At 70.1% G+C, this 24,526-nt stretch carries 21 protein-coding genes and 2 pseudogenes; 1 reads left to right on the top strand and 22 read right to left on the bottom strand.

Annotated features, from left to right (window positions below):
• Positions 1-17: 17 nt before the first annotated feature.
• The 19 genes and pseudogenes from QE449_RS11515 to QE449_RS11425 form a co-directional block, all read right to left on the bottom strand.
• Positions 18-743: an SGNH/GDSL hydrolase family protein gene (locus QE449_RS11515; RefSeq protein ID WP_162246764.1), complete on the bottom strand. Its 726-nt coding sequence runs from the start codon at positions 741-743 to the stop codon at positions 18-20.
• A gap of 46 nt (positions 744-789) precedes the next feature.
• On the bottom strand, positions 790-2,220 hold the full coding sequence (locus tag QE449_RS11510) for an RsmB/NOP family class I SAM-dependent RNA methyltransferase (protein WP_307108842.1): 1,431 nt from the start codon (positions 2,218-2,220) through the stop codon (positions 790-792).
• Positions 2,221-2,390: 170 nt separating this feature from the next.
• Positions 2,391-3,314 carry a methionyl-tRNA formyltransferase gene (gene fmt, locus QE449_RS11505; protein ID WP_307108841.1) on the bottom strand — a complete coding sequence of 308 codons (924 nt, stop codon included), beginning with the start codon at positions 3,312-3,314 and terminating at the stop codon, positions 2,391-2,393.
• Positions 3,315-3,319: 5 nt separating this feature from the next.
• Positions 3,320-5,287: a primosomal protein N' gene (locus QE449_RS11500; protein ID WP_307109710.1), complete on the bottom strand. Its 1,968-nt coding sequence runs from the start codon at positions 5,285-5,287 to the stop codon at positions 3,320-3,322.
• Between the two features lie 110 nt (positions 5,288-5,397).
• Positions 5,398-6,612, bottom strand: coding sequence for a methionine adenosyltransferase (metK, locus tag QE449_RS11495; RefSeq protein WP_307108840.1), 1,215 nt, complete (start codon positions 6,610-6,612; stop codon positions 5,398-5,400).
• 105 nt (positions 6,613-6,717) lie between these two features.
• Positions 6,718-8,028 (bottom strand): bifunctional phosphopantothenoylcysteine decarboxylase/phosphopantothenate--cysteine ligase CoaBC, encoded by a 1,311-nt coding sequence (gene coaBC, locus QE449_RS11490; RefSeq protein ID WP_307108839.1) that lies wholly within the window; start codon positions 8,026-8,028, stop codon positions 6,718-6,720.
• Complete coding sequence (gene rpoZ, locus QE449_RS11485) at positions 8,025-8,330, bottom strand: DNA-directed RNA polymerase subunit omega (RefSeq protein WP_027505263.1); 306 nt, start codon at positions 8,328-8,330, stop codon at positions 8,025-8,027. The genes coaBC and rpoZ overlap by 4 nt, the downstream gene beginning before the upstream one ends.
• 64 nt (positions 8,331-8,394) lie before the next feature.
• The gene (gene gmk, locus QE449_RS11480) at positions 8,395-8,964 is read right to left on the bottom strand and encodes a guanylate kinase (RefSeq protein WP_056445214.1); all 570 of its coding nucleotides are present in this window, start codon (positions 8,962-8,964) and stop codon (positions 8,395-8,397) included.
• A gap of 73 nt (positions 8,965-9,037) precedes the next feature.
• Positions 9,038-9,358, bottom strand: a complete 321-nt coding sequence (gene mihF, locus QE449_RS11475; protein ID WP_027505261.1) for an integration host factor, actinobacterial type — start codon at positions 9,356-9,358, stop codon at positions 9,038-9,040.
• Between the two features lie 192 nt (positions 9,359-9,550).
• Positions 9,551-10,393 (bottom strand): orotidine-5'-phosphate decarboxylase, encoded by an 843-nt coding sequence (pyrF, locus tag QE449_RS11470; protein ID WP_285185005.1) that lies wholly within the window; start codon positions 10,391-10,393, stop codon positions 9,551-9,553.
• Positions 10,390-13,794 carry a carbamoyl-phosphate synthase large subunit gene (gene carB / locus QE449_RS11465; RefSeq protein ID WP_051613218.1) on the bottom strand — a complete coding sequence of 1,135 codons (3,405 nt, stop codon included), beginning with the start codon at positions 13,792-13,794 and terminating at the stop codon, positions 10,390-10,392. The genes pyrF and carB overlap by 4 nt, the downstream gene beginning before the upstream one ends.
• Complete coding sequence (gene carA / locus QE449_RS11460; RefSeq protein WP_027505259.1) at positions 13,794-14,948, bottom strand: glutamine-hydrolyzing carbamoyl-phosphate synthase small subunit; 1,155 nt, start codon at positions 14,946-14,948, stop codon at positions 13,794-13,796. Before carA ends, carB begins: the two co-directional genes overlap by 1 nt.
• Positions 14,945-15,449 (bottom strand): annotated as a pseudogene (locus QE449_RS11455) (transporter). The gene carA and the pseudogene QE449_RS11455 overlap by 4 nt, the downstream one beginning before the upstream one ends.
• Positions 15,450-16,766: a dihydroorotase gene (locus QE449_RS11450; protein ID WP_307108838.1), complete on the bottom strand. Its 1,317-nt coding sequence runs from the start codon at positions 16,764-16,766 to the stop codon at positions 15,450-15,452.
• Positions 16,763-17,722, bottom strand: coding sequence for an aspartate carbamoyltransferase catalytic subunit (locus QE449_RS11445; RefSeq protein ID WP_307108837.1), 960 nt, complete (start codon positions 17,720-17,722; stop codon positions 16,763-16,765). The genes QE449_RS11450 and QE449_RS11445 overlap by 4 nt, the downstream gene beginning before the upstream one ends.
• Positions 17,719-18,294, bottom strand: a complete 576-nt coding sequence (gene pyrR / locus QE449_RS11440) for a bifunctional pyr operon transcriptional regulator/uracil phosphoribosyltransferase PyrR (protein WP_307108836.1) — start codon at positions 18,292-18,294, stop codon at positions 17,719-17,721. The genes QE449_RS11445 and pyrR overlap by 4 nt, the downstream gene beginning before the upstream one ends.
• A 90-nt stretch (positions 18,295-18,384) precedes the next feature.
• Positions 18,385-18,945, bottom strand: a complete 561-nt coding sequence (gene nusB, locus QE449_RS11435; RefSeq protein ID WP_051613217.1) for a transcription antitermination factor NusB — start codon at positions 18,943-18,945, stop codon at positions 18,385-18,387.
• Positions 18,946-19,509 (bottom strand): elongation factor P, encoded by a 564-nt coding sequence (gene efp, locus QE449_RS11430; RefSeq protein WP_027505254.1) that lies wholly within the window; start codon positions 19,507-19,509, stop codon positions 18,946-18,948.
• Positions 19,510-19,609: 100 nt separating this feature from the next.
• Positions 19,610-20,719 (bottom strand): Xaa-Pro peptidase family protein, encoded by a 1,110-nt coding sequence (locus tag QE449_RS11425; RefSeq protein WP_307108835.1) that lies wholly within the window; start codon positions 20,717-20,719, stop codon positions 19,610-19,612.
• 119 nt (positions 20,720-20,838) lie between these two features.
• Between QE449_RS11425 and QE449_RS11420 the strand changes: the two genes are divergently transcribed.
• On the top strand, positions 20,839-21,432 hold the full coding sequence (locus QE449_RS11420; protein ID WP_222631037.1) for a B-4DMT family transporter: 594 nt from the start codon (positions 20,839-20,841) through the stop codon (positions 21,430-21,432).
• A gap of 12 nt (positions 21,433-21,444) precedes the next feature.
• On the opposite strand, the gene aroB is transcribed toward QE449_RS11420, so the two are convergent.
• The 3 genes and pseudogenes from aroB to aroC form a co-directional block, all read right to left on the bottom strand.
• Positions 21,445-22,554 carry a 3-dehydroquinate synthase gene (aroB, locus tag QE449_RS11415; protein ID WP_027505251.1) on the bottom strand — a complete coding sequence of 370 codons (1,110 nt, stop codon included), beginning with the start codon at positions 22,552-22,554 and terminating at the stop codon, positions 21,445-21,447.
• 191 nt (positions 22,555-22,745) lie between these two features.
• Positions 22,746-23,237 (bottom strand): annotated as a pseudogene (locus QE449_RS11410) (shikimate kinase); the annotation flags it as partial.
• A gap of 98 nt (positions 23,238-23,335) precedes the next feature.
• Positions 23,336-24,523, bottom strand: a complete 1,188-nt coding sequence (gene aroC, locus QE449_RS11405; RefSeq protein ID WP_027505250.1) for a chorismate synthase — start codon at positions 24,521-24,523, stop codon at positions 23,336-23,338.
• Between the last annotated feature and the right edge of the window lie 3 nt (positions 24,524-24,526).

Genomic DNA, 24,526 nt, shown 5'->3' with positions numbered 1-24,526 from the left:
GTCGGGGCCACGGGCGATCAGCCTAGTAGGTCCGGATCCACCTGCATCAGAGCGTCGTCTATGTGGCCGGCGAGGAGGTACTGACCCTCGTCGGTCGGGTGATCACCGTCGTCCTGGATGATCAGCGGGTCGGCCAGCCACTCCTGCGGCAGCGCGTCGACGTAGTCCAGCCCGGCCGACACCGCGGCGGCGGAGACCGCGGCGTCCACGTCCCACATCTCCTCGCTCACCGGCTCCCCGCTCCAGATCGGTCCGATGACGACGATGCGGGCCTCGGGTGAGCGCTCGCGCAGCGACGCGTACAGGTCGGTGGCGTCGGCGAGCACGTCCGCCGGATCCGCGTCGACGTCGTTCTCGCTGCCGACCACGAGGATGACCGTCGGGTTCTCCTCGGTGGCATAGGCGACCTGGTCCGCGAAGGTGCCGAGATAGTCGTCGCCCGCCTCGTAACCGGCGCCGCCCAGGCTCGCGTTGGTCACCTCGAATCCGTGTTCCTCCGCCAGGACGTCCGGCCAGACCACGTCGTTCATGGAGCCGGCGGAGAACGAGTCGCCGATCACCGACACACGGACCGCGCTCCACTCCGACTCTGCCGCGACCACCCGCTCCGCGTCGGCGGTCCGCGCCGAGGCCGTTCCTGCCGTCACCGACGGGGACAGCGAGCAGCCACCCAGCACCGCGACCGAGGCGAGGGCGGCCACCGCTGCCCCGGCCGTGCGGTGTCGAAGGAGTCGCGGAGTCACGTTCCTGTTGTACCCGCGAGTCGTTGCCGACCGGTAACGAGCGCGGTCAGGAGGCATCCTTGCGCAGCGCGGCGAAGAACATCGCGTCCGTTCCGTGCCGGTGCGGCCACAGCTGCACAGACGTTCCCGAGGCCGCCCGCGGCACGCCGGGCGCGAGCGTCGCGGTGTCGAGCGCGGTCAGACCGTGACGTCGGACCGCATCGGCCACGACGCCGACCGTCTCGGACAGATGCGGCGAACACGTCGAGTAGACGACGACTCCGCCCGGCCGCACCAGCTCCACTGCTGCCGCGAGCAACTCGCGTTGCAACGTCACCAGACCCGCCACGTCGCTCGCCTGACGACGCCACCGCGCCTCGGGTCGACGACGGAGTGCACCCAGACCGGTGCAGGGTGCGTCGACGAGGACGCGGTCGTATCCCGCGTCCAGTCCGCTCGCGCGACCGTCCACCGCGTGCACGGTGACCGGGAGATCCCGCACCGTCTTGCGCACCAGGTCGGCTCGATGCTCGGACGGTTCCACGGCATCGACCGTCGCACCGTCGATCGCCGCGATGGCGCCGAGCAGCGCAGCCTTGCCGCCGGGGCCAGCGCACAGATCCAGCCACCGACCTCCGTCCGGCCCGTCGAGCTCCGCGAGCGTGAGAGCCCGAGCGACCAGCTGACTGCCCTCGTCCTGGACGCCGGCCAGCCCCTCACGCACGGCGTCGAGACGACCCGGATCGCCGCCACTGTCCAGATGCACCGCATAGGGCGACCACGGTCCGGGCTCACCGCCGGTGATCGACGCGAGCTCGTCCGCCGAGATCTCGCCGGGCCGCGCCACCAGGTGCACCAGCGGGCGGGCGTCGTCGGCGGCGAGCGCCTCGTCCAGCTCCGCAGCATCCGCTCCCAACGCGTCGTTGAACGCCTGTGCGATCCAGGCGGGATGTGCGTGCCGGAACGCCGAGTGACCCACCGGATCTCGCTCCGCGTCGGGAGCCAGCAACTCGATCCACTCTGCTTCCGTGCGCTCGGAGACCCGGCGCAACACGGCGTTGACGAACCCTGCCTGCCCCTGCCCGGCCTCGCTGCGCACCAGGTCGACCGACGTCGCCACCGCCGCGTGCGGAGCCACCCGCGTGCGCAGCAACTGGTACGCACCGAGCCGGATGACGTCCAGCAGTCGACCGTCGATGTCCGACACCGGACGCGAGGCCGCGTGCTCGACGACCGCGTCCAGCACCCCCTGCGCGCGGGCCGCGCCGTAGGCCAACTCCGTCGCGAGGGCGGCATCACGCTCGTTCAACCGGCGATCCCGGAGCAGACCCGGAAGCACCAGGTTCGCGTACGCGTCACGTTCCCGCACCGCGCGCAGGACGTCCCGTGCCGCGATCCGTGCGGGGTCCAATCCCGCCTCGGCAGGATTCGGGCGACCCGGCTGCTTCGGACGCGAATTCCCGGACCGACCACCGGCCTTGCTCGAACCCCCGGCCACCGCCGGCCGGCCTCCGGCCTTCCCGCTCGCGCTCGGCCGGCCTCCGGCCTTCCCGCTCTCACTCGGCCGGCCTCCGGCCTTCCCGCTCTCACTCGGCCGGCCTCCGGCCTTCCCGCCGGCCTTCCCGCCACGCTTACGAGGACCGCCGGACCCCGGTGTCTGCTCACCGCTCATCGTGCAGTCGCTCCGTTCACATCGCGGGCGCCGCGCGCCCAGTCGGTCGCTGCCATCTGCTTCTTGCCGTGCGGCTGCACGAGCCCGAGCGACACGGCCGTCGTCGCGGTACCCACCAGGACCGCCTTCTTCCGTACCTCGACGCGCCCGGGTTCGAACTCCTCGTCGGTGATCGTCACCGGACCGATCTTGACGCGGACGTCGCCGATCTCGGTCCACGCTCCGGGTGCCGGTGTCACACTCCGGACGTGCCGGTCGATCAGGTGCGCCGGGCGACCGAAGTCGATGCGGGCCGATTCCACGGTCACCTTGGGCGCGTGTGACACGCCGTCGCTCGACTGCGGAACCGCCTGCAGTGCACCGTCGTCGATCCCGTCGAGGGTGGACGCGAGCAACTGGCTCCCGCTGTCCGCGAGCCGGGTCAACAGATCTCCGGCGGTGTCCGTGGGGCGCACCCTCTCGGTCACGACGCCGTACACCGGACCGGTGTCCAGCCCCTGCTCGAGGAGGAACGTCGACGCGCCGGTGACCTCGTCACCCGCGGCGATCGCGGCCTGCACCGGCGCGGCCCCGCGCCAGGCCGGCAGCAGGGAGAAGTGCAGATTGATCCAGCCGTGTCGCGGAATGTCGAGCACGGGCTGTGGCAGCAGCGCGCCGTAGGCGACGACGGGACAACAGTCCGGTTCCAGATCGCGGAGCGCGGCCATCGCCTCGGGGTCGGACGGCTTCGCGGGCTGCAGCACCGGGATGCCGTGCTCGTCGGCCAGCATCGCAACGGGCGATCGCACGACCTTGCGCCCTCGACCGGCCACCGTGTCGGGTCGGGTGAGCACACCGACCACCTCGTGACGGGAGGAGTCGAGCAGTCGCCGCAGCGACGGGAGAGCGGGGTCGGGAGTACCGGCGAAGACGAGGCGCACGCCGTTCACCCTATGCGGAGCGGGTCGACCTGGATTCGCAGCGCCGACGCGGTCTTCTTCGCCCCCACCACGGCCCGTGCCTCACCGAGTGCGCGGGAGAGGGCGGCACCGGACGATCGCGGGACGCGGACCAGCATCCGCTCGACGGGCGCGGACGAGTCGGCGTCGATCTCGCTGCCGAACGGCAGCCGCTCGCCGGGTGGCAGGTCCACGGGTCCCAGCGTGACGGCGTCGTCCGGGAGCCGCGCCGAGTCCAGCAGGGCGCGCAGCGATTCGGTGGTGCCGTCCACGGCGGCGATGTGCACCGCGGGTGGAAACCCGACCTCGGTGCGTTCGGAGAGTTCGGTGCGCGCGTGTCCGACGGGGTCCCACCGCACCAATGCCTGCACGGTGGGAAGTCCCGAATCGGCGACCACGACCACCTCACCGCCCTCGGCCGACGGGCGCACGAGGGTGGCGGCGGCCATCCAGCGGCGAAGGGTCTGCTCTGCGGCGCGCAGATCAGCTCGACCCAGCAGCGCCCACCCGTCCAGCAGCAGCGCGGCACCGTAGCCGCCGTCCGCGACGGGTTCGGCGCCCACGGTGGACACGACGATGGCCGGGCCGGCCGGCACCGTGTCGAGCACCGAGGTACCGCCGGACTGTCGCACGGTGACGCCGCTGAACGCCCGGCCCAGCTCCTCGGCGGTCCGTCCTGCGCCGACCACGACGGCGCGCAGTGCTCGTGAACCGCACGTGGGGCACGAGTACGACGGGTCGGCGGTGCCGCACCACTTGCACGTGGGGCTGCCCGCGCCGTCGGCACCGGGCGCGGACGGCAGCGCCAGGGGTCCGTGGCACCGTCGGCACCGGGCGGGCGTCCTGCACTTGGAGCAGGCGAGGGAGGGCACGTACCCGCGCCGCGGGACCTGGACCAGCACCGGGTGCCCGGCGGTGAGCGACGCTCGGGCCGCCGCGAAGGCGATCGCCGGGAGTCGCGCCGCGCGCGCTCCGGGGTCGCGGGCGAGCGCGTGGTCGCTGTCCGCGAGGGCGGTGACCCGTGGAACGCGCCCGCGGACGGTGTCACGGGTGGCCACGAGATCGTGCGCCCAGCCCGTCTCGACCAGAGCCTGTGCCTCCGCCGACCGGGAGAAACCGCCCACCACGGCGGCGCACCCGGCTCGGTGTGCACGCAGCAACGCGACCTCACGGGCGTGGGGGTACGGCGCACGCGGCTCCGACAACGAGTCGTCGCCGTCGTCCCAGACGACCATCAATCCCGGGTCGTGCACCGGGGCGAAGACGGCGCTGCGCGTGCCGATCACGACGCGAGCGCGGCCACGAGCGGCGGCGAGCCACCGTCGGTAGCGTTCGGCGGGACCGAGCCCCGCGGCGAGCGCGACCACCGCGTCGTCGTCGAGGACGGCTCGGCAGGCCGTGTCCACGCGATCGAGATCGCGCTGGTCCGGGACGACGAGAACGGCTCCCCGTCCCGACGACACGGCCACGGCTGCCAGGTCGGCGAGCCGGGCGGCCCAGTCCTCCCCCGGCAACGCCTGCCAGACCGCCCGCGGCGCCCGACTGCCGCCGAGCGCGTCGAGGAACTCGGCGCCGTGCCGGTACGCGGACCACTCGTCGCGGCGAAGGACGGGGATCGACTGCGCACCGGAAGCGAGCGATTCGTTCTCCACCCGCGCGTGGCGGGGTGGAACCGCGAGACGAAGAACGTCCGGACGGGTGCCGGCGTAGCGCGTGGCGACGGCGTCGACGAGACCGAGCAGTTCGGGGCCGAGCACCGGCTCGGCGGAGACCACCTTGTCGAGGAAGCCCAGCTTCCCCGGATGGTCGCTGGTGTCGAGGCGGGCGAGCAGGAACCCGTCGACCAGACGGCCGGCGAAGCGGACGCGGACACGCACACCGGGTTGCGCCACGGCATCGAGTTCGGCGGGGACGACGTAGTCGAAATCGCGATCGAGGTGGGACAACGCGAGCATGGGAAGCACGCGGGCAATGGGCCGGGTGGGGGCCGGTGAGCGCACACCGGATGCGGTGGCACTCACCGACCGACCCCTTTCAGACGATGATCACGAAGTGGAGCGAGACGTCACAGACCTGCGGCGGACCGCAACTTCTCGGCACGGTCGGTGTTCTCCCACGGCAGATCGATGTCCGTGCGGCCGAAGTGGCCGTACGCCGCGGTGGGCGCGTAGATCGGACGCAGCAGGTCCAGATCACGGATGATCGCGCCGGGACGCAGGTCGAACACGTCGGTGATGGCGGACTGGATCTTGAGCGGATCCACGTTCTCGGATCCGAACGTCTCGACGAAGAGACCGACGGGAGCGGCCTTGCCGATGGCGTAGGCGACCTGCACCTCGACTCGTTCTGCGAGGTCTGCGGCCACGACGTTCTTGGCCACCCACCGCATCGCGTACGCGGCGCTGCGGTCGACCTTCGACGGATCCTTGCCCGAGAACGCGCCGCCGCCGTGGCGGGCCCAGCCGCCGTAGGTGTCGACGATGATCTTGCGACCGGTCAGGCCGGCGTCGCCCATCGGCCCGCCGAGGACGAACTTGCCGGTGGGGTTGACGAGCAGGCGTACCGACGAGGTGTCGAGCGAGTCGTGCCCGAGCTCGGCCAGTACGGCCTCGAGGACATGGGTCCGGATGTCCGGGGACAGCATGTTGTCGAGATCGATGTCGGCCGCGTGCTGGGTGGAGATGACGACGGTGTCGAGGCGAACGGCCTTGTTGCCCTCGTACTCGATGGTGACCTGGGTCTTGCCGTCGGGACGCAGGTACGGCAGCACCTCGGTCTTGCGCACCTCGGTGAGGCGACGCGACAGCCGGTGCGCCAGTGCGATCGGCAGCGGCATGAGCTCGGGCGTGTCCTTGATGGCGTAGCCGAACATCAGGCCCTGGTCGCCCGCACCCTGACGGTCGATCTCGTCGTCGGTCAGACCCTCGACGCGGGACTCGTGCGAGTTGTCGACGCCCTGGGCGATCTCGGGCGACTGCGCGCCGATGGCGACGTTGACGCCACAGGAGTTGCCGTCGAAGCCCTTGGCCGACGAGTCGTAGCCGATCTCGAGCACCTTCTCGCGCACGATGTGCGGGATGTCGGCGTAGGCGGTGGTGTTGACCTCACCGGCGACGTGAACCTGCCCGGTGGTCACCAGGGTCTCGACGGCGACGCGTGCGCGCGGATCGTCGGTCAGGAGCGCATCCAGGATGGAGTCGCTGATGGCGTCACAGATCTTGTCGGGATGACCCTCGGTGACGGACTCGCTGGTGAAGAGCCGACTGGCGGACGTGCTCACAGATGTTTCCTCTCGTACACGCATGAATGTGTCGACATGATCGAACCGCTCCCCGAGACGCCAGTCGACGATAGACGGAGCCACCGACGTCTCGAGTACTGCGGGTCACCGCGAGTCGTCGGCGCTCGTACACTCCTGCGACGTCGGTGACGGTTGACGCACGCGCAACAGGGGCACCAACGCATCGATCACACGAGACGACATGAGCGCCTTCGATCCGTGTTCGAGCGCCAGCTCGGTCCCGTCCGCGGACAGGATCCAGCCGTCGTTGTCGTCCATCTCGAATGCTTTACCCTCACCGACCGCATTCACAACCAGGAGGTCGCACTTCTTGCGTGCCAGCTTGGCGCGGGCGTGCGTCAGCACGTCGCCGTGCTGGTCGCCGGTCTCGGCCGCGAAGCCGACGATCGCGGCGTCGGCGGCCAGGTTGCCGGCATCGCGTGCCGCGACGAGGCCGGCCAGGATGTCGGCGTTGCGCGTGAGCGGGATGGTGTCCGGCTCGTCGGCACCCTTCTTGATCTTGCTGGTGGCGAGCGTCGTCGGCCGGAAATCGGCGACGGCCGCGGCCATGATCACGGCGTCGGCACCGACGGCGGCGGCCGTGACCGCGGTGCGCATGTCCTCGGCGGTGCGGACCGTCTCGACGCGGACACCGGCAGGAGCGGACAGGTCGCTGGTGTAGCCGGAGATCAGCAGCACGTCGGCACCGCGCTGGGCGGCGACCCGCGCGAGCGCGTAACCCTGCTTGCCGGAGCTGCGGTTGCCGAGGAACCGCACCGGGTCCAACGGCTCGCGCGTGCCGCCGGCGGAGACGACGACGCGCCGCCCCTCGAGGTCACGAGGCAGCGCATCGGGTCGCTCGAGCAGCAGCTCGGCGATGCCGGCGATCTCGTCCGGCTCGGGCAGACGGCCCGCTCCGGTGTCCTTGCCGGTGAGCCGACCCGAGGCCGGCTCGATCACCGTGACACCGCGCCGGCGCAACGTCGCGACGTTCTCGACGGTCGCGGGGTGGTCCCACATCTCGGTGTGCATGGCCGGCGCGAACACGATCGGGCACCGCGCGGTGAGCAACGTCGCCGTCAACAGGTCGTCGGCGCGTCCGGCAGCGGCCCGCGACAGCAGGTCGGCCGTGGCCGGGGCGACGACGACGAGATCGGCGTTCTGACCGAGGCGGACGTGCGGTACCTCCGGCACGTCGGCGAACACTCCGGTGTGCACCGGGTTGCCCGACAACGCCTCGAAGGTCGCCCGGCCGACGAACTGCAGCGCCGACTCGGTGGGGACGACGCGGACGTCGTCACCCGCCTCGGTGAAGTGGCGGATCAGCCCGCACGCCTTGTACGCGGCGATCCCTCCCCCGACACCGACCACGACGTGACGCCGTGTCGTCGTGTCCGAGGGAGACAGGGAACTCACTCCCCTTCGACGTGCTCGAGAAGGTCGGCGTGGATCTCGCGCATGGCGATGGACAGCGGCTTCTCCTGCAGACCCGGTTCGACGAGGGGGCCGACGTACTCGAGGATGCCGTCACCGAGCTGGTTGTAGTAGTCGTTGATCTGACGCGCGCGCTTGGCGGCGTAGATGACCAGCGCGTACTTCGACGACGTCCGGTCCAGCAGCTCGTCGATGGGCGGGTTGGTGATGCCCAGCGGGGTGTCGTACGTCGCCACGTCGATACGGGAGAAGGAATCGGACACGTTCGCCAAGGGACTACTCACAAATGCTCCTGAAGATTCACCGGGGCGGATGCCTCGGAAGAGAAAACTGGTGTTACCTGTGCGGTCACGCGGTCCCGAACTCACCGTTCGGGACGCCACCGACCAACAAGGATACCAACTCCGCGCACGCTCGGTCGACATCGTCGTTCACGATGACCGTGTCGAACTCGTCGGAGGCCGCCAGTTCCTCGCGCGCGGTCTCGAGCCGACGCTCGATGACGTCCTGCGGTTCGGTGCCGCGGCCGGTGAGCCGACCCACCAGCACGTCCCAGGAGGGCGGCGCGAGAAACACGAGCAGAGCCTCCGGGGCGGCGGCACGGACCGCGCGCGCACCCTGCAGATCCACCTCGAGGAGAACCGGCTCACCGGCGGCGAGCGCGCGACGCACGGGCTCGGCGGGCGTACCGCTGCGGTGCAGGCCACGGTGGATCTCCGCCCATTCGAGGAGATCACCGGCCTCGATCATGCGATCGAACTCCGCTGCGTCCACGAACCGGTAGTCCTGTCCGTGCACCTCGCCGGGGCGGGGATCGCGCGTCGTCGCCGACACGCTGAAGTACAGATCGGGAAGCTGCTGACGCACCTTCGCGACCACACTGGACTTACCGACGGCGGAAGGGCCGGCCAGTACCACCAGCCGACCCTTCCTGAGCGAGGAGTCCTCGCTCGACACTGCCGTCGACTCGTTGTCGGTCGACACGTCGCTGTCAGGCCTCGAAGTCGAACCTGGCGAGAAGCGCCTTGCGCTGACGATCGCCCAGTCCGCGCAGGCGGCGGGTGGGTGCGATCTCCAGCTCGGTCATGATCTCCTGAGCCTTGACCTTGCCGACCTTGGGCAGAGCCTCGAGCAGTGCGGACACCTTCATCTTGCCGAGGATCTCGTCCTCTTCGGCGTCCTTGAGGACCTGCTTGAGGTCGGTTCCGCCGCGCTTGAGGCGTTCCTTGAGCTCAGCCCGGACACGACGAGCTTGTGCCGCCTTCTCCAAGGCAGCAGCGCGCTGCTCATCGGTCAACTGGGGAAGGGCCACGGTTCCTCCGTCTCATCGGTGAATCTCTGTCGAGAAGTGCATTCCGTACTCGCGTCACGCGATGTGCGCGAGCCGGCCGTTCTGGTACATCCAGTCACTGCCACCGGATTGACCAGCGGCGATAGCGACCGTACCCGGGCAGGGCGCCGATTGCGAACTTGCCCCCCGCCGCCGTGTCGCCGCGATGGTGGTCTATGCGAGGGCGTGCTCGACGGTGTCGCGAGCGACGATCGCCGCTCCCCGTAGAGCGGCCACGTCCGGACCGTGTCGCAGGACGTCGCGGGAAGAGTTGGGCAGCAACAACTCTGACGAACCCTGGAACAGGGAGGGCAGGTCCAGCGCGGTGGCACCCTGGGCGCCGAGTCCGGGCGCGAGGATCGGCCCCGAGAACGTCCGCAGATCGAGCCCGTGTCCGCGTGTCGCACCCACCACGAGACCCATGACGTCGTCGTTCGCCCGCGTGTTGACCGCCGCGGCCTCGTCGACCACGGCCTGCGCGACGCTCGCACCGGTGGCGGTGACCGCCTGTTGCAGCGCCGCGCCCTCGGGATTCGACGTGCGTGCGAGCACGAACAGGCCGCAGCCGTGCTCAGTCGCCTGCTCGACGAACGGCGTCAGCGCACCCACCCCGAGGTAGGGCGAGACCGTCACGGCGTCCGAGGCGAGTGGTGAGGACGGGTCCAGCCACGCCCGGGCGTACGCCTCCGACGTGGACCCGATGTCCCCACGCTTCGCGTCCGCGACGACGAGCACGCCCGCCGCACGCAGATCGGCGATGGTCCGCTCGAGCACGGCGAGTCCACCGGACCCGAAGCGCTCGAAGAACGCCACCTGCGGCTTGACCACCCCGATGTCCGACGCGAACGCCTCGACGCAGAGCCGCGCGAAGCGGTCGAGGCCCGCCACGGTGTCGTCGAGGCCCCACGACGCGAGGATCGCGGAGTGTGGATCGATGCCGACACACAGGCGTCCCCGCGACCGGACGGCCGCGGTCAGCTTCCTGCGCCACACCCCGGCCTCCGGACTACCGGTCACCGAGGGGTGACCGGGTCGGTCGTGGCCGTCGGCCCGGTGCCCGCTCGCAGGTACGTCGTCAGCGAGCTGTGCAGATCCTGGAGCGACTGCACCCCGATGTCGCCGCGGATGCTCGCCTCGATCCCCTGCACCGCGGCCGCGGCACCCTGCACGGTGGTGATGCACGGGATGTTGCGCGCCACCGCGGCGCTGCGGATCTCGTACCCGTCGACCCGCGGGCCGGAGTTGCCGAACGGTGTGTTGAACACCATGTCGACCTCCCCCTCGCGGATCAGGTCCACGATGGTCCGCTCACCGTCCTCGAGCACGTCGGAGTGCTTGCGCACCACGTCGCTGCTGATGCCGTTGCGGCGCAGCATCTCCGCCGTTCCCTCGGTCGCGAGGATGCGGAAGCCCAGATCGGCGAGCCGCTTGACCGGGAACACCATCGACCGCTTGTCGCGGTTCGCGATGGACACGAAGATCGACCCCGTCGTCGGCAGCGAGCCGTACGCGGCGGTCTGGCTCTTCGCGAACGCGGTACCGAAGTCCGCGTCGATTCCCATGACCTCGCCGGTCGACTTCATCTCGGGGCTCAGGAGGGTGTCGACGCCACTGCCGTCCGCCTTGCGGAACCGGTTGAAGGGCAGCACGGCCTCCTTGACCGCGACCGGTGCATCGAAGGCAGCGTGCCCGCCGTCACCGGTGGGCGGCAACACGCCGTCCGCCCGCAACTCCGCGATGGTCGCGCCCAGAGCGATCCGGGCCGCGGCCTTCGCGAGCGGCACCGCCGTGGCCTTGGAGACGAAGGGCACCGTGCGGCTCGCACGAGGGTTGGCCTCGAGCACGTAGAGCACGTCGTCCTTGAGGGCGTACTGCACGTTGAGCAGCCCGCGGACCCCGATCCCGAACGCGAGCGCCTCCGTCGACCGGCGGACCGCGTCGATGTCGGTGCGGCCGAGCGTGATCGGGGGCAGCGCGCACGCGGAGTCGCCGGAGTGGATGCCGGCCTCCTCGATGTGCTCCATGACGCCGCCGAGGTAGACCTCGGTGCCGTCGCACAGGGCGTCGACGTCGATCTCGATCGCGTCCTCGAGGAACCGGTCCACCAGCACGGGGTGCTCCGGCGTGAGCTCGGTGGCGCGGGAGATGTAGTCGTCCAGCGACGCCTCGTCGTAGACGATCTCCATGCCGCGTCCGCCCAGCACGTACGACGGACGCACGAGCACGGGGTAGCCGATCTCGCTCGCGATGCGCTTCGCGCCGTCGAACGTGGTGGCCGTGCCGAACTTCGGCGCGGGCAGACCGGCGGCGACGAGCACCTCACCGAACTCCTTGCGGTCCTCCGCCAGGTCGATCGCCTCGGGCGACGTGCCGACGATCGGCACACCGGCGTCCTGCAGTCGCTGCGCGAGACCGAGCGGCGTCTGCCCACCGAGCTGGCAGAGGACACCGACGACACCGGGTCCGCCCTCGCCCGACTCCTTCTCCGCCAGGTACACCTCGAGCACGTCCTCGAACGTGAGCGGCTCGAAGTACAGACGATCCGCCGTGTCGTAGTCGGTGGAGACGGTCTCGGGGTTGCAGTTCACCATCACGGTCTCGTAGCCGGCGGCCGAGAGCGTCGTGGCCGCGTGCACGCACGAGTAGTCGAACTCGATGCCCTGGCCGATGCGGTTGGGACCGGAGCCCAGGATGAGCACCTTGCCGAGCGTGGTCTGCGGGGCCACCTCGGTCTCCGCGCCGGGATCGAGCTCGTACGTGGAGTAGTGGTACGGCGTCTTCGCCTCGAACTCCGCGGCGCACGTGTCGACGGTCTTGAAGACGGGCCGCACTCCCAGCCGGTGGCGCAGCGAGCGCACCCCGTCCTCGCCCGCGAGCTCGGGACGCAGTGCCGCGATCTGCCGATCGGACAGGCCCGAGTGCTTGGCCCGACGCAGCAGGTTCTCGTCGAGGACGGGAGCGTCGAGCAGCCGGGTCCGCAGTTCCACCAGACCGGCGATCTCGTCGATGAACCACGGGTCGATACCGGACGCGGCGGCGACCTCCTCGACGGTGCCGCCGAGGCGTAGCGCCAACTCGGCGTCGTAGATGCGTCCCTCGGTGGGAACCTTCAGGTCGGCGAGCACCGCCTGCAGATCGTGCGCCCGGTCCCCCGCCAGCACCTCGTCCGACGTGGTCCAGAATCCGGTGGCCTTGGTCTCGAGCGACCGCAGCACCTTGCCGAGCGCCTCGGTGAAGTTGCGGCCCAGGCTCATCGCCTCGCCGACCGACTTCATCGTCGTCGTGAGGGTGGCGTCGGCCCCCGGGAACTTCTCGAACGCGAAGCGCGGCGCCTTGACGACGACGTAGTCCAACGTCGGCTCGAAACAGGCCGGTGTCTCGCCCGTGATGTCGTTGACGATCTCGTCGAGGCTGTACCCCACCGCGAGCTTCGCCGCGATCTTGGCGATCGGGAATCCCGTCGCCTTCGAGGCGAGTGCACTCGACCGCGAGACGCGCGGGTTCATCTCGATGACGATCAGACGACCGTCCTTCGGATCGATCGCGAACTGGATGTTGCATCCGCCCGTGTCGACGCCGACCTCGCGGAGGATGGCGATGCCCAGATCGCGCATCTTCTGGTACTCGCGGTCGGTGAGCGTCATCGCCGGAGCGACCGTCATGGAGTCGCCCGTGTGCACACCCATCGGGTCGACGTTCTCGATCGAACACACGATCACCACGTTGTCGCGGTTGTCGCGCATCAGCTCGAGCTCGTACTCCTTCCACCCGTAGATGGACTCCTCGATGAGCACGTTGGCGGACGGCGACGCGGCCAGTCCGCCGCCGGCGAGACGCTCGAGATCCTCGGTCGTGTACGCCATGCCGGAGCCGAGCCCGCCCATGGTGAAGCTGGGCCGGATGACGACGGGCAGGCCGAGTTCGGCAACGGTGTCGTGCACCTCGGCCATCGTGTAACAGACACGCGACCGGGCACTCTCGCCGCCGACCTTCGCGACGATGTCCTTGAACTTCTGGCGATCCTCACCACGCTGGATCGCCTCGAAGTCGGCTCCGATGAGCTCGACGTCGTACTTCTCGAGGATCCCCTGCTCGTGCAGCGCCACCGCGCAGTTGAGCGCCGTCTGGCCGCCGAGGGTGGCGAGCACCGCATCGATGGGATGGCCCTCGGCCTTCTCCTTCGCGATGACCTTCTCGACGAACTCCGCCGTGATGGGTTCGACGTAGGTGGAGTCCGCGAACTCGGGGTCCGTCATGATCGTCGCCGGGTTCGAGTTCACGAGGCTGACCCGCAGGCCCTCCTCGCGGAGCACACGGCAGGCCTGCGTTCCGGAGTAGTCGAACTCGCAGGCCTGACCGATGACGATCGGTCCGGATCCGATGACCAGGATGTGCTGGAGGTCTGTGCGCCGTGGCATTACTGGCCGGCTTTCTTGTCGAGGAGCTGCAGGAAACGGTCGAAGAGGTACTCGGCGTCGTGCGGACCGGCCGCGGCCTCGGGGTGGTACTGCACCGAGAACGCCGAGTCGTCGAGCAGGCGGACACCTTCGACGGTGCCGTCGTTCGCGCACGTGTGGCTGACGATCGCCCGGCCGAACGGGGTGTCGAACTCCTCGCCGGCCTCGCCCTCGAGTGCGAACCCGTGGTTCTGGGCCGTGATGGAGATGCGGCCCGTGCCGTGTTCGATCACCGGGATGTTCATGCCGCGGTGACCGAAGGTCATCTTGTAGGTGGAGCGGCCGAGGGCGCGGCCGAGGATCTGGTTGCCGAAGCAGATGCCGAACAGCGGGGTGCCGTCGCCGAGCACCTGCTCGGTCAGCCGCACCACGGAGTCCGCGGTGGCCGGGTCGCCCGGTCCGTTGGACAGGAACACGCCGTCCGCGCCGAGTGCCCGCACCTGGTCGATGTCGGCGTTAGCCGGGACCACGTGGACCCGGATTCCCCGCTGCGCGAACATGCGCGGCGTGTTCGACTTGATGCCGAGGTCGACCGCGACGACCGAGTACCGGGGCTCGCCCTCGGGGTCGACCGTGTAACCCTCGGTCGTGCTCACCTCGCCCGCCAGGTCCGCACCCACCATGCTCGGCTGGCTGCGCACGGTCTCGATCAGCGCGTCGACGTCGGTGAGGGCCTCGCCGGAGAAGATGCCGGCCTTCATCGACCCGCGGGTGCGCAGGTGCCGCACCAGCGCGCGGGTGTCGATCTCGGCGATGCCGACAACGTCCTGCCGCGCCATCTCCTCGCCCAGGGTGCCGGTCGAGCGCCAGCTCGAGCTGCGGCGGCTGGGGTCGCGGACGGCGAACCCGGCGACCCACATACGGGAGTCGTCGGCGTCGCCGGTGCGTCCGACGGACTCGTTGTCCTCACCGTTCCAGCCGGTGTTGCCGATCTGAGGGGCCGTGGCCACCACGATCTGGCGGTGGTAGCTCGGATCGGTCAGCGTCTCCTGGTAGCCGGTCATGCCGGTGCAGAACACCGCCTCGCCCAGGGTCGAACCCCGGGCTCCGAACGCGGTGCCACGGAAGATGCGCCCGTCCTCGAGGACCAGTGCCGCGGCGTCCTGGGTGCTCACGCGGTCTCCTTCTCGTCACTGCTCGTGTCGTCCACCCACTGCGGGTAGACCGTCTTGTCGTCGGCTCGGAAGCCGGTGTCGATCTCGGTGCCGGTGGGCAGTTCCCAGCGGACGACCAGCAGGCCGTCCCTGGTCATGACCTTGCCGGCGAGGCCACGCTCGGTCCGCACGGCGCGGAGCGAGTCGGCGGGCATCCAGATGTCGGACTCCCCCGTGCGCTCGAGCAGGATGCCCGTCTCGTAGCGCGTCAGCGTTCCGGTGGCGCGATGGCCCATGTCGCCCACGGCGATCCGGTTCTGCCAGCTCGGGGCCAACGTCGATCCCACGTACAGACCTGTGCAGGCCGGGGGTGACGACGGCGCCGAGCTGCTCCGGCACGGCCGGGAGGGTTCCGATCGCGTCGGCCTGACGCTTCTGACGGTTCTTCCAGCCCCAGATGATCAGGCCGATCATGGCGACCCAGAACACGAGGAAGCCGACCACCAACAGCACTCTGTCCATCTAGTTCATCCCTCCCGATGGCGCGGCCGCGACTCCGTCGCGGCTGGTGATCCGTCCGCGCAGCAGCGTCGCGGTGACCTTCGCGGGCAGCTCGAGCGACTCGTACGGGGTGTTGGCGGACAGCGAGGCCAGATCCTTCGGGACGACGGTCCACCGGACGTCCGGGTCGACGATCGTCAGGTTGGCGGGCTCTCCGACCGCGATGGGCCGACCCTGGTCGGTGAGCCCGACGATCTCCGCCGGTCGCTCGCTCATGACCCGTGCGACGCCGCGCCAGTCGAGCAGACCGGTCTCCACCATGGTCGTGACGATCACCGACAGGGCGGTCTCGAGACCGAGCATGCCGGGCCGGGCCTGCGAGAACTCGCAGCACTTGTCCTGCTCGGCGTGTGGCGCGTGATCGGTGGCCACGCAGTCCACGACACCCGAGGCCAACGCCGCGCGGAGTGCCTGGACGTCGGAGGCCTCCCGCAGCGGCGGGTTCACCTTGTTCACGGCGTCGTAGGTCTCGAGACGCGAGTCGTCCAGGAACAGATGGTGCGGTGTCACCTCGGCCGTGATGGCGATGCCCTGCTTCTTCGCCCAGTCGAGGAGCTCCACGGTGCCGGCGGTGGAGGCGTGGCAGATGTGGACGCGGCTGCGCGCGTCCCGCGCGAGGATCGCGTCGCGGGCGACGATGGACTCCTCCGCGGACCGGGGCCATCCGGTGAGACCCAAGCGCGCCGCGGTCGGACCCTCGTGGGCGACGGCACCTTCGGTGAGCCGCGGCTCCTCGGCGTGCTGGGCGATGAGCACTCCCAGGCCGGCCGCGTACTCGAGGGCACGGCGCATCAGCAGTGGGTCTGCGACGCAGTGACCGTCGTCCGAGAACATCCGGACCGCACCGACACCGGCGTTCATGGTGGCCATCTCCGCCAGGGCCTTGCCCTGCAGGCCCACGGTGACGGCGCCGACGGGGTGGACGTCGACCAGCCCGATTTCCTGGCCGCGACGCCACACGTGGTCGGTGACCACCACGGAGTCCGCGACCGGAGAGGTGTTCGCCATCGCGAAGACGGCGGTGTATCCGCCGAGAGCTGCTGCGGCGGAACCGGTCTCGATAGTCTCGGTGTCCTCGCGGCCCGGCTCCCGGACATGAGTGTGCAGATCGACGAAGCCGGGCAACAGAACGCCACCGGCACCGTCCACGATCTCGGCACCCTCGGGAACGGTGACGTCCGCGCCGATCGCGTCGATGACGCCGCCCGACACCACCACGTCCACGGGATCACCCTCGCCGTAGGGGCGCACCGAGCGCAGCACCACGGTCCCGCTCATCGCGCGAGTCCCGTGGTCGGCTCGGACCCGATGAGCAGGCGGAACAGCACTGCCATACGCACGTGCACTCCATTCTGGACTTGTTGCAGGACGGCGGTCTCGGGTGCGTCGGCGACCGAGAAGCCGATCTCCATGCCGCGGAGCATCGGACCGGGGTGCAGCACCACCGCGTGGTCGGGAAGCAGATCGAACCGCTTCTGCGACAACCCGTATCCGATGGAGTACTCCCGTGCCGACGGGAAGAAGCCACCGTTCATGCGTTCGGCCTGGACGCGCAGCATCATGACGGCGTCGAGCGCCGGCAGCTCGGAGTCGAGCGACGGTGCCACGGTGACGGGCCAGGTCTCGATGCCGACCGGCAGCAGAGTGCGCGGCGCGACGACCACCACCTCGGCACCGAGCGTGGCCAGCAGGAACGCGTTGGACCGGGCGACGCGGCTGTGCAGGACGTCACCGACGATGGCGATGCGGCGGCCCTCGATTCCGCCGAGACGCTGGCGCAGCGTCAGCGCGTCGAGCAGCGCCTGGGTGGGATGCTCGTGCGTGCCGTCCCCGGCGTTGATCACGGCCGGACCCGAGCCGTCGGACAGGGCCGTCCACTGGGCGATGCGGTGCGCCGCGCCGGACGCGGGGTGCCGCACGATCAGGGCGTCCGCGCCGGCCGCTCGCAGCGTGAGGGCGGTGTCGCGCAGCGACTCGCCCTTCGACGCGGAGGAGCTGCTCGCGCTGACGTTGACGACGTCCGCGCTCATCCACTTGCCCGCGACCTCGAACGACACCCGGGTGCGCGTCGAGTTCTCGTAGAAGACGGTCATGACCGTCTTGCCGCGCAGGGTGGGGAGTTTGCGCACGTCACGGCCGAGCAGCGCCTGCTCGAAGCGCTCCGCCTCGTCCAGGATGTCGGTGGCGTCGTCGCGGCTCAGGTCCATCGTCGACAGCAGGTGCCGGGCACTCACGAGAGCGCCACCCCGTCTCGACCGTCGTGCTCGTCGAGCAGCACCGAGACGTCCTCGGTGCGCGCGGTCGGCACGTTCTTGCCCACGTAGTCCGCGCGGAGCGGGAGTTCGCGGTGGCCGCGGTCGATGAGCACCGCGAGCTGCACGGCCCGCGGACGCCCGAGATCGCGGAGAGCGTCGAGCGCGGCGCGCACCGATCGGCCGGAGAACAGCACGTCGTCGACGATCACGACGAGGGCGCCGTCCACACCGGTGTCGGGCATCGAGGTGCGCTCGAGCGCGCGGTGGGGCTTGCTGCGCAGATCGTCGCGGTAGAGCGTGATGTCGAGAGAGCCGACCGGCGGGCGGAGTCCGGAGTACTCCTCGATCCGCGCCGCGAGGCGCGTGGCGAGAGTGGAACCGCGAGTGGGGATACCCACGAGAACCAGCGGAGCGGCGTCGGCCGAGCCGAACGCGGTCTTCTCGATGATCTGGTGGGCCATCCGGGCGATGGTGCGGCCGACGTCCGCCGACGACAACAGCTCGCGGGACTGGCCTGCTGGACCGGGGGTACCGGGCTCGTCTGAGGACACGAGAACAGGTGACCTCCTTCTCCGCCTCACTGGACGGATCGTTAAAGGATGTCTGACGCGGTGACTATACCAACCACGCCGGGCTCGAACTCAGCTCGAGGCGGGCGGTACGGCGTCGTCGGCGGTGTTCTCCGTCACGGGCCGGCTCTGCGCCGCCGGACGCGCCGCCGCGGCGGCGCGCACCTGGGGTGCGACGAGCACGATCTGGCCCAGCACCCCATTGACGAAGGACGGCGAGTCGTCGGTGGAGAGTTGCTTGGCCAGCTCGACCGCCTCGTCGACGGCCACCACCGGCGGGACGTCGACCGCGTTCAGCAGTTCCCACACCGCGACGCGCAGGATCGCGCGGTCGACGGCGGGGAGACGATCGAGAGTCCACTGGTGCAGGTGATCCCCGATGACCGAGTCGACGCGGTCGAGGTTCTCGGCCACTCCGGTCACGAGAGTCGTGGTGTACGCGTTGACCGGCGCCACCGTCTCCTCGTGAGCGGACAGCTCGCCGCGCTCGGTCGCGAGCACCACGGGATCGAGATCCCGAGCCTCGGCCTCGAAGAGGAAGTCGACGGCGCGCTTACGCGCCTTGTGCCGTGCTCCGAGCTTCTTCGCCGCCGGCTTGCCCGGTGCGGCAGGGTTCTTGGAAGGCTCGCTCACTCAGGAATTCACGCGCCCGAGGTAGTTGCCGTCGCGGGAGTCCACCTTGAGCTTGTCGCCGGTGTTGATGAAGAGCGGCACGTTGATCTCGGCACCCGTCTCGAGGGTCGCCGGCTTGGTGCCACCGGTGGAGCGGTCGCCCTGCAGACCCGGATCGGTGTGCTGGACGATCAGCTCGACCGTGACCGGCAACTCGACGTACAGCGGCAGCCCCTCGTGCATCGCCACCTGGACCTTCATGTTCTCGAGCAGGAAGCGCGAGACCTCGCCGATGGTCGCCTCGGCGACGGAGATCTGGTCGAAGGTGTCGCCGTCCATGAAGACGTAGTCCGAACCGTCGTGGTAGAGGTACGTCATGTCGCGTCGGTCGACCGTCGCGGTCTCGACCTTGACGCCCGCGTTGAAGGTCTTGTCGACGACCTTGCCCGACGTGACGTTCTTGAGCTTGGTGCGCACGAAGGCCGGTCCCTTACCAGGCTTGACGTGCTGGAACTCGATGATGGACCACAACTGGTTCTCGATGTTGAGAACGAGTCCGTTCTTGAAATCACTGGTGGAAGCCACTTGCTTCGCGTCTCCTCGTCGACTGTCGTCTCGGTCTCTCGGTACCCGGACGCCGCGCACGGCCTCCGGGCCTGACAAGCACTGGTCGGCAGGCCCTCGCCTACAGAACGGTGAACTCTTTGCTGGTGAGCGTCAGCAGTTCCGGCTCGTTCTCTCGAACGATGAGCGTGTCCTCGATCCGTACGCCTCCGCGACCGGAGAAGTACACGCCGGGCTCGACTGTCACCGCAGCACCGCAGAGCAGTGTACCGGTGCCGGTGGCACCGATTCCCGGCGCTTCGTGGATCTCGAGTCCCACGCCGTGGCCGAGTCCGTGCAGGAACTTGTCCCCGTGCCCCGCGTCCACGATGACCGAGCGAGCCGCTCCGTCCACCGCTTGCACGTCGGCGCCGGGGAGGACGGCGGCGCGTCCGGCGGCCTGTGACTGTTCGACGAGGGCGTACAGCTCGCGCTGCCAGTCCGCGGGGGTGCCCAGCACGTAGGTACGCGTCATGTCGGAGTGGTACCCGTCCACCTCCGCGCCGAAGTCCAGCTTCACCAGGTCACCCTGCTCGAGCACCGCACCGGTGGGGCGGTGGTGCGGCACCGCCGAGTGTGCGCCCGCGGCCACGATGGTCTCGAACGAGATGGCGTGCGCTCCCAGCTCGAGCATGAGGAACTCCAGATCGATCGCGACCTGCTTCTCGGTCCGGCCGGCGCTGATGCCGCCCCGCTCGATCAACGCGGCCAGCGCGGCGTCGGCGACACCGCAGGCGCGTCGCAGCGCGTCGATCTCGCTCTCGTCCTTGATCATCCGCAGTTTCTCCACCAGTCGCGGCATGCGCTGGAGCGAGAGCGAGGACGCGGCGTTGGACCATGCCTGATGCTCGTCGACGGACACGACGTGCGATTCGAATCCGACGGTCTGCCCGCCCCGCGCACCGCCGGCGTCCTGCAGCAGGCGAACAGGGCCCGCGCGGTCGATCACCGCCGCGAGGTCGGGCACCTGCTCGGCCACCTGCGTCACGTACCGACCGTCGGTGCACACCACGGTGCCGGACTCGTCGGAGGCGGAGTCGTGCGCACTCAGCAGCAGCGCGGCATTGGAACCGGTGAACCCCGTGAGGTAGCGGACGTTGAGCAGATCGGTCACCAGGAGCGCGTCGGCCTCCCGGTCGCGGACGAGCTCTCGGAGGGCGTCGCGCCGTGCGGCGCGGTCGGAGGACGGCATCTCTCGAACCTACCGCCGCCGTCACCGACGGCCGGCGACACCGGTCCGCCCGACGACACCGCACCCGGATATGTGGGCAGAAGCACACGTGGCCGACCGGGGTGATTACTGTGTGCAGCATGACTGGGTGGGTGGTTCGCGGTGTGGGGATGGCGCTGGTTCATGTGGTGGCACGAGTGCTGCTCGCGCTGGCGGTCTCCGCCTGGCCCGCGCAAGGGTCCGTGTTGCGCATGATCACGCTGGCCGCCGTCGTTCTCGTGGCCGTCGTGTGGGGCGGAATCGACGGGATCAACGCGCACCGCCGCGGCGACCACGGTGAGGGCCGGACCGATTTCACGATGCTGTGGCTGAAGGCGTCGGTCGTGGCCGGTGTTCTCGCCGGGCTCGTCTGCTGGGTGTTCTCGGCGGTGGCGAACCTCGCGGTGAGCAGCAACTCCCTCTTCTTCGAGGTCACCTCCGGCGCGGCGTTCACGATTCTGCTCGTCTTCATCCCCACGGTCATCGCCGTCACGGTGGGCCGCTGGCTGGCCGGACGCGGCGACGACAAGCAGGAGGACCTGCGGCCGGGCAAGAAGGAGGACGCGACCGAGCGCGACCGCGTCACCTCCGGAGCACCCGCACGGGGCGAGTCGGACGCCGACACCGAGGTCTTCGCGCCGGTCCGGGACTCCGATCGGCGCCCGAACCTCGCGAAGGGCGACCGCTCCTCCTGACCGACCCCGTCGTCAGAGGAAGATCGACGACCCCGTCGTCGGCTCCTCACGCGCCACTGCGGAGTACGCGGCGGCCAGGAGCGCCGGATCCGGTCCTTCGAGGCGGCCCGGCTTGGCCAGTCCGTCCAGCACGACAAAGCGCAGCAGCCCGTTTCGGTTCTTCTTGTCCGTCTGCATGCCCGACAGCAGATGGGCGAACGCGTCCGCGTCGTAGCTGACGGGCAGTCCCACCGCCTGCAGGATGCTGCGGTGCCGGTCGGCGACATCGTCCGACAGTCGCCCCGCGAGGCGTCCGAGCTCGGCGGCGAACACCAGACCGACGGAGACCGCGGCGCCGTGGCGCCACTTGTACTTCTCGCGGCGCTCGATCGCGTGTCCCAGGGTGTGGCCGTAGTTCAGGATCTCGCGAAGATCGGACTCCCGGAGATCGGCCGCGACGACCCGAGCCTTCACCTCGATGGAGCGCCGGATCAGCTCGGGCAACACCTCGCCCGTCGGGTCCAGCGCGGCAGCGGGATCCGCCTCGATGAGGTCGAGAATGACCGGGTCGGCGATGAATCCGGTCTTGATCACCTCGGCGAGCCCGGCCACGATTTCGTTGTGCGGCACCGTCTCGAGGGTCGCCAGGTCCACCAGGACGGCCGCAGGCTCGTGGAAGGCACCGACGAGGTTCTTCCCGGCGTCGGTGTTGATGCCGGTCTTGCCTCCCACGGCCGCGTCGACCATGGCGAGCAGCGTGGTGGGCACGTGCACGATGCGGACGCCGCGCATCCAGGTGGCCGCGACGAAGCCGGCGAGATCGGTGGCCGCGCCGCCGCCCAGGCTGACCACGGCGTCGCTCCGCGTCAGACCGATGCGGCCGAGCACCTCCCAACAGAAGCCGGCGACGGCCAGTTCCTTGCCGTCCTCGGCATCGGGGATCTCGATGCGGTGTGCGTCGATCCCGTTGTCCGCCAGTGCTGCTCGGACGGCCTCGGCGGTCTCGGCGAGCGGAGGCTGATGGAAGATCGCGACGGTGCGCGTGCCCGCGAGCTGCTCCACCAGGTCGGTGAGCAGACCGCGACCGATGATCACGGGGTACGGGTTCGCCGTCCGGACGTCGATACGAACAGGTTCTGTCACGAGAGCGTCTCCTGTGCTGGGGGTGGATCCTGCGGTGGTCGGGTACGGCCGGTCCGTGGTGCCGACTGCCGCGGCAACGGTCCCGGATCGGTGGGGATCGGACGTCCGCCCTTGCGCCGGATCCGGCGCCGCGGCGAGGTCCGCTGCGGTGGTGCGGCCGGCGCGGGGACGCGGTCGGCGGGGGCGACGCCGAGACGGCCGAGCACAGCGGTGACGACGCGAGCAGGGCTGCGGCCGTCCGTGCGGACACGGATGGTGGACACCTCGCGGTACAGGGGTCGCCGAGTGCGCATCAGTTCGCGGTACTTCGCCCGCGGGTCCGAGCCGGCCAAGAGGGGTCGCGAGGCGTTGGCAGTGGTCGCACCGGTGCGCCGGAGGCCCTCGCCGACACTGATCTCGAGGTAGACGACGGTGTGACCGCGGAGCGCCGCACGAGTGCGCGAGGACAGGATCGCCCCACCGCCCAGGGACACGATGCCCGGATACGTGCGCAGCGCATCGAGCACGATGCGCTCCTCGATGGCACGGAACTCCGCCTCACCGCTCTCGGCGAAGATCTGCGGGATGGTGCGGCCGGTGTCCTTCTCGATGGCCACGTCCGTGTCGTACACCTGCGTGCCCAGGGCCTGAGCCAGCCGTCGGCCGATGGTGGACTTCCCGGCGCCGGGTGGCCCGATCAGCACCGCGCGCGGCGGACCGGAAACCTCCCCGGCCTCACCGGTCTCCCCCGACCGGCCTCCGGCCTGCCCGGCATCCTGCGACCGGCCTCCGGCCTGCCCGGTCATCGCGGCGGACGGGCTTGCGCGTTCTCCACGTAGCGGCGCACGTTGCCGGCGGTCTCGGCGACGGAGTCGCCTCCGAACTTCTCCAGCGTGGCGCGGGCGAGCACCAGAGCCACCATGGTCTCCGCGACGACCCCCGCGGCCGGCACGGCGCAGACGTCGCTGCGCTGGTGGATGGCCACCGCACCCTCGCCGGTGGACATGTCCACCGTCGCCAGGGCACGCGGAACCGTGGAGATGGGCTTCATGGCCGCGCGCACCCGCAGCGGGGCGCCGTTGGTCATGCCGCCCTCGATGCCGCCGGCGCGGTTGGTGGTGCGGACGATCCCGTCCGGGCCGGGGAGGATCTCGTCGTGGGCGGCGCTGCCGCGGCGGCGTGCGGTCTCGAACCCGTCGCCGACCTCGACACCCTTGATGGCCTGGATGCCCATGAGTGCCGCGGCGAGCTGCGCGTCGAGCTTGCTGTCGCCGGTGACGAACGAGCCGAGTCCCACGGGAAGGCCGTGGACGACCACCTCGACGATGCCGCCGAGGGTGTCCCCGTCGCGCTTGGCCGCTTCGATCTCGGTGATCATGGACTGCTCGGCCACGGCGTCGAACGCCCGCACGGGGCTGGCGTCGATCGCCTCGATGTCTCCCGCCGACGGCTCCGGGCCCTCGTACGGGTCGGACGCGCCGATCGAGATGACGTGCGACAGGACGTCGACGCCGAGGACCTGTTTCAGGAACTGTCGCGCGACGGTGCCGACCGCGACGCGGGCGGCGGTCTCCCGTGCGCTGGCGCGTTCGAGCACGGGCCGGGCGTCGTCGAAGCCGTACTTGAGCATGCCCGAGTAGTCGGCGTGGCCGGGGCGCGGACGGGTCAGGGGCGCATTGCGCGCGAGGTCGGCGAGCACGGCGGGATCGACCGGGTCGGCCGCCATGACGGTCTCCCACTTCGGCCACTCCGTGTTGCCGATCTCGATGGCGACGGGACCGCCGAGCGTCGAGCCGTGCCGGACACCGCCGATGACGGTGACCTTGTCGGCCTCGAACTTCATGCGGGCGCCGCGGCCGTAGCCCAGGCGTCGTCGGGCGAGCTGAGCTCCGATGTCCTCGGAGGTCACCTCGACTCCGGCCACCATGCCCTCGAGAATGGAAACCAGGGCAGGGCCGTGAGATTCTCCGGCAGTGATCCATCGCAACACGGA

It is taken from the genome of Rhodococcus sp. SORGH_AS_0303 (assembly GCF_030819335.1).
GTDB lineage: Bacteria > Actinomycetota > Actinomycetes > Mycobacteriales > Mycobacteriaceae > Rhodococcoides.
Note: the sequence above shows the minus strand (reverse complement) of the source record. Positions and strands in the feature narration are given on the sequence as shown.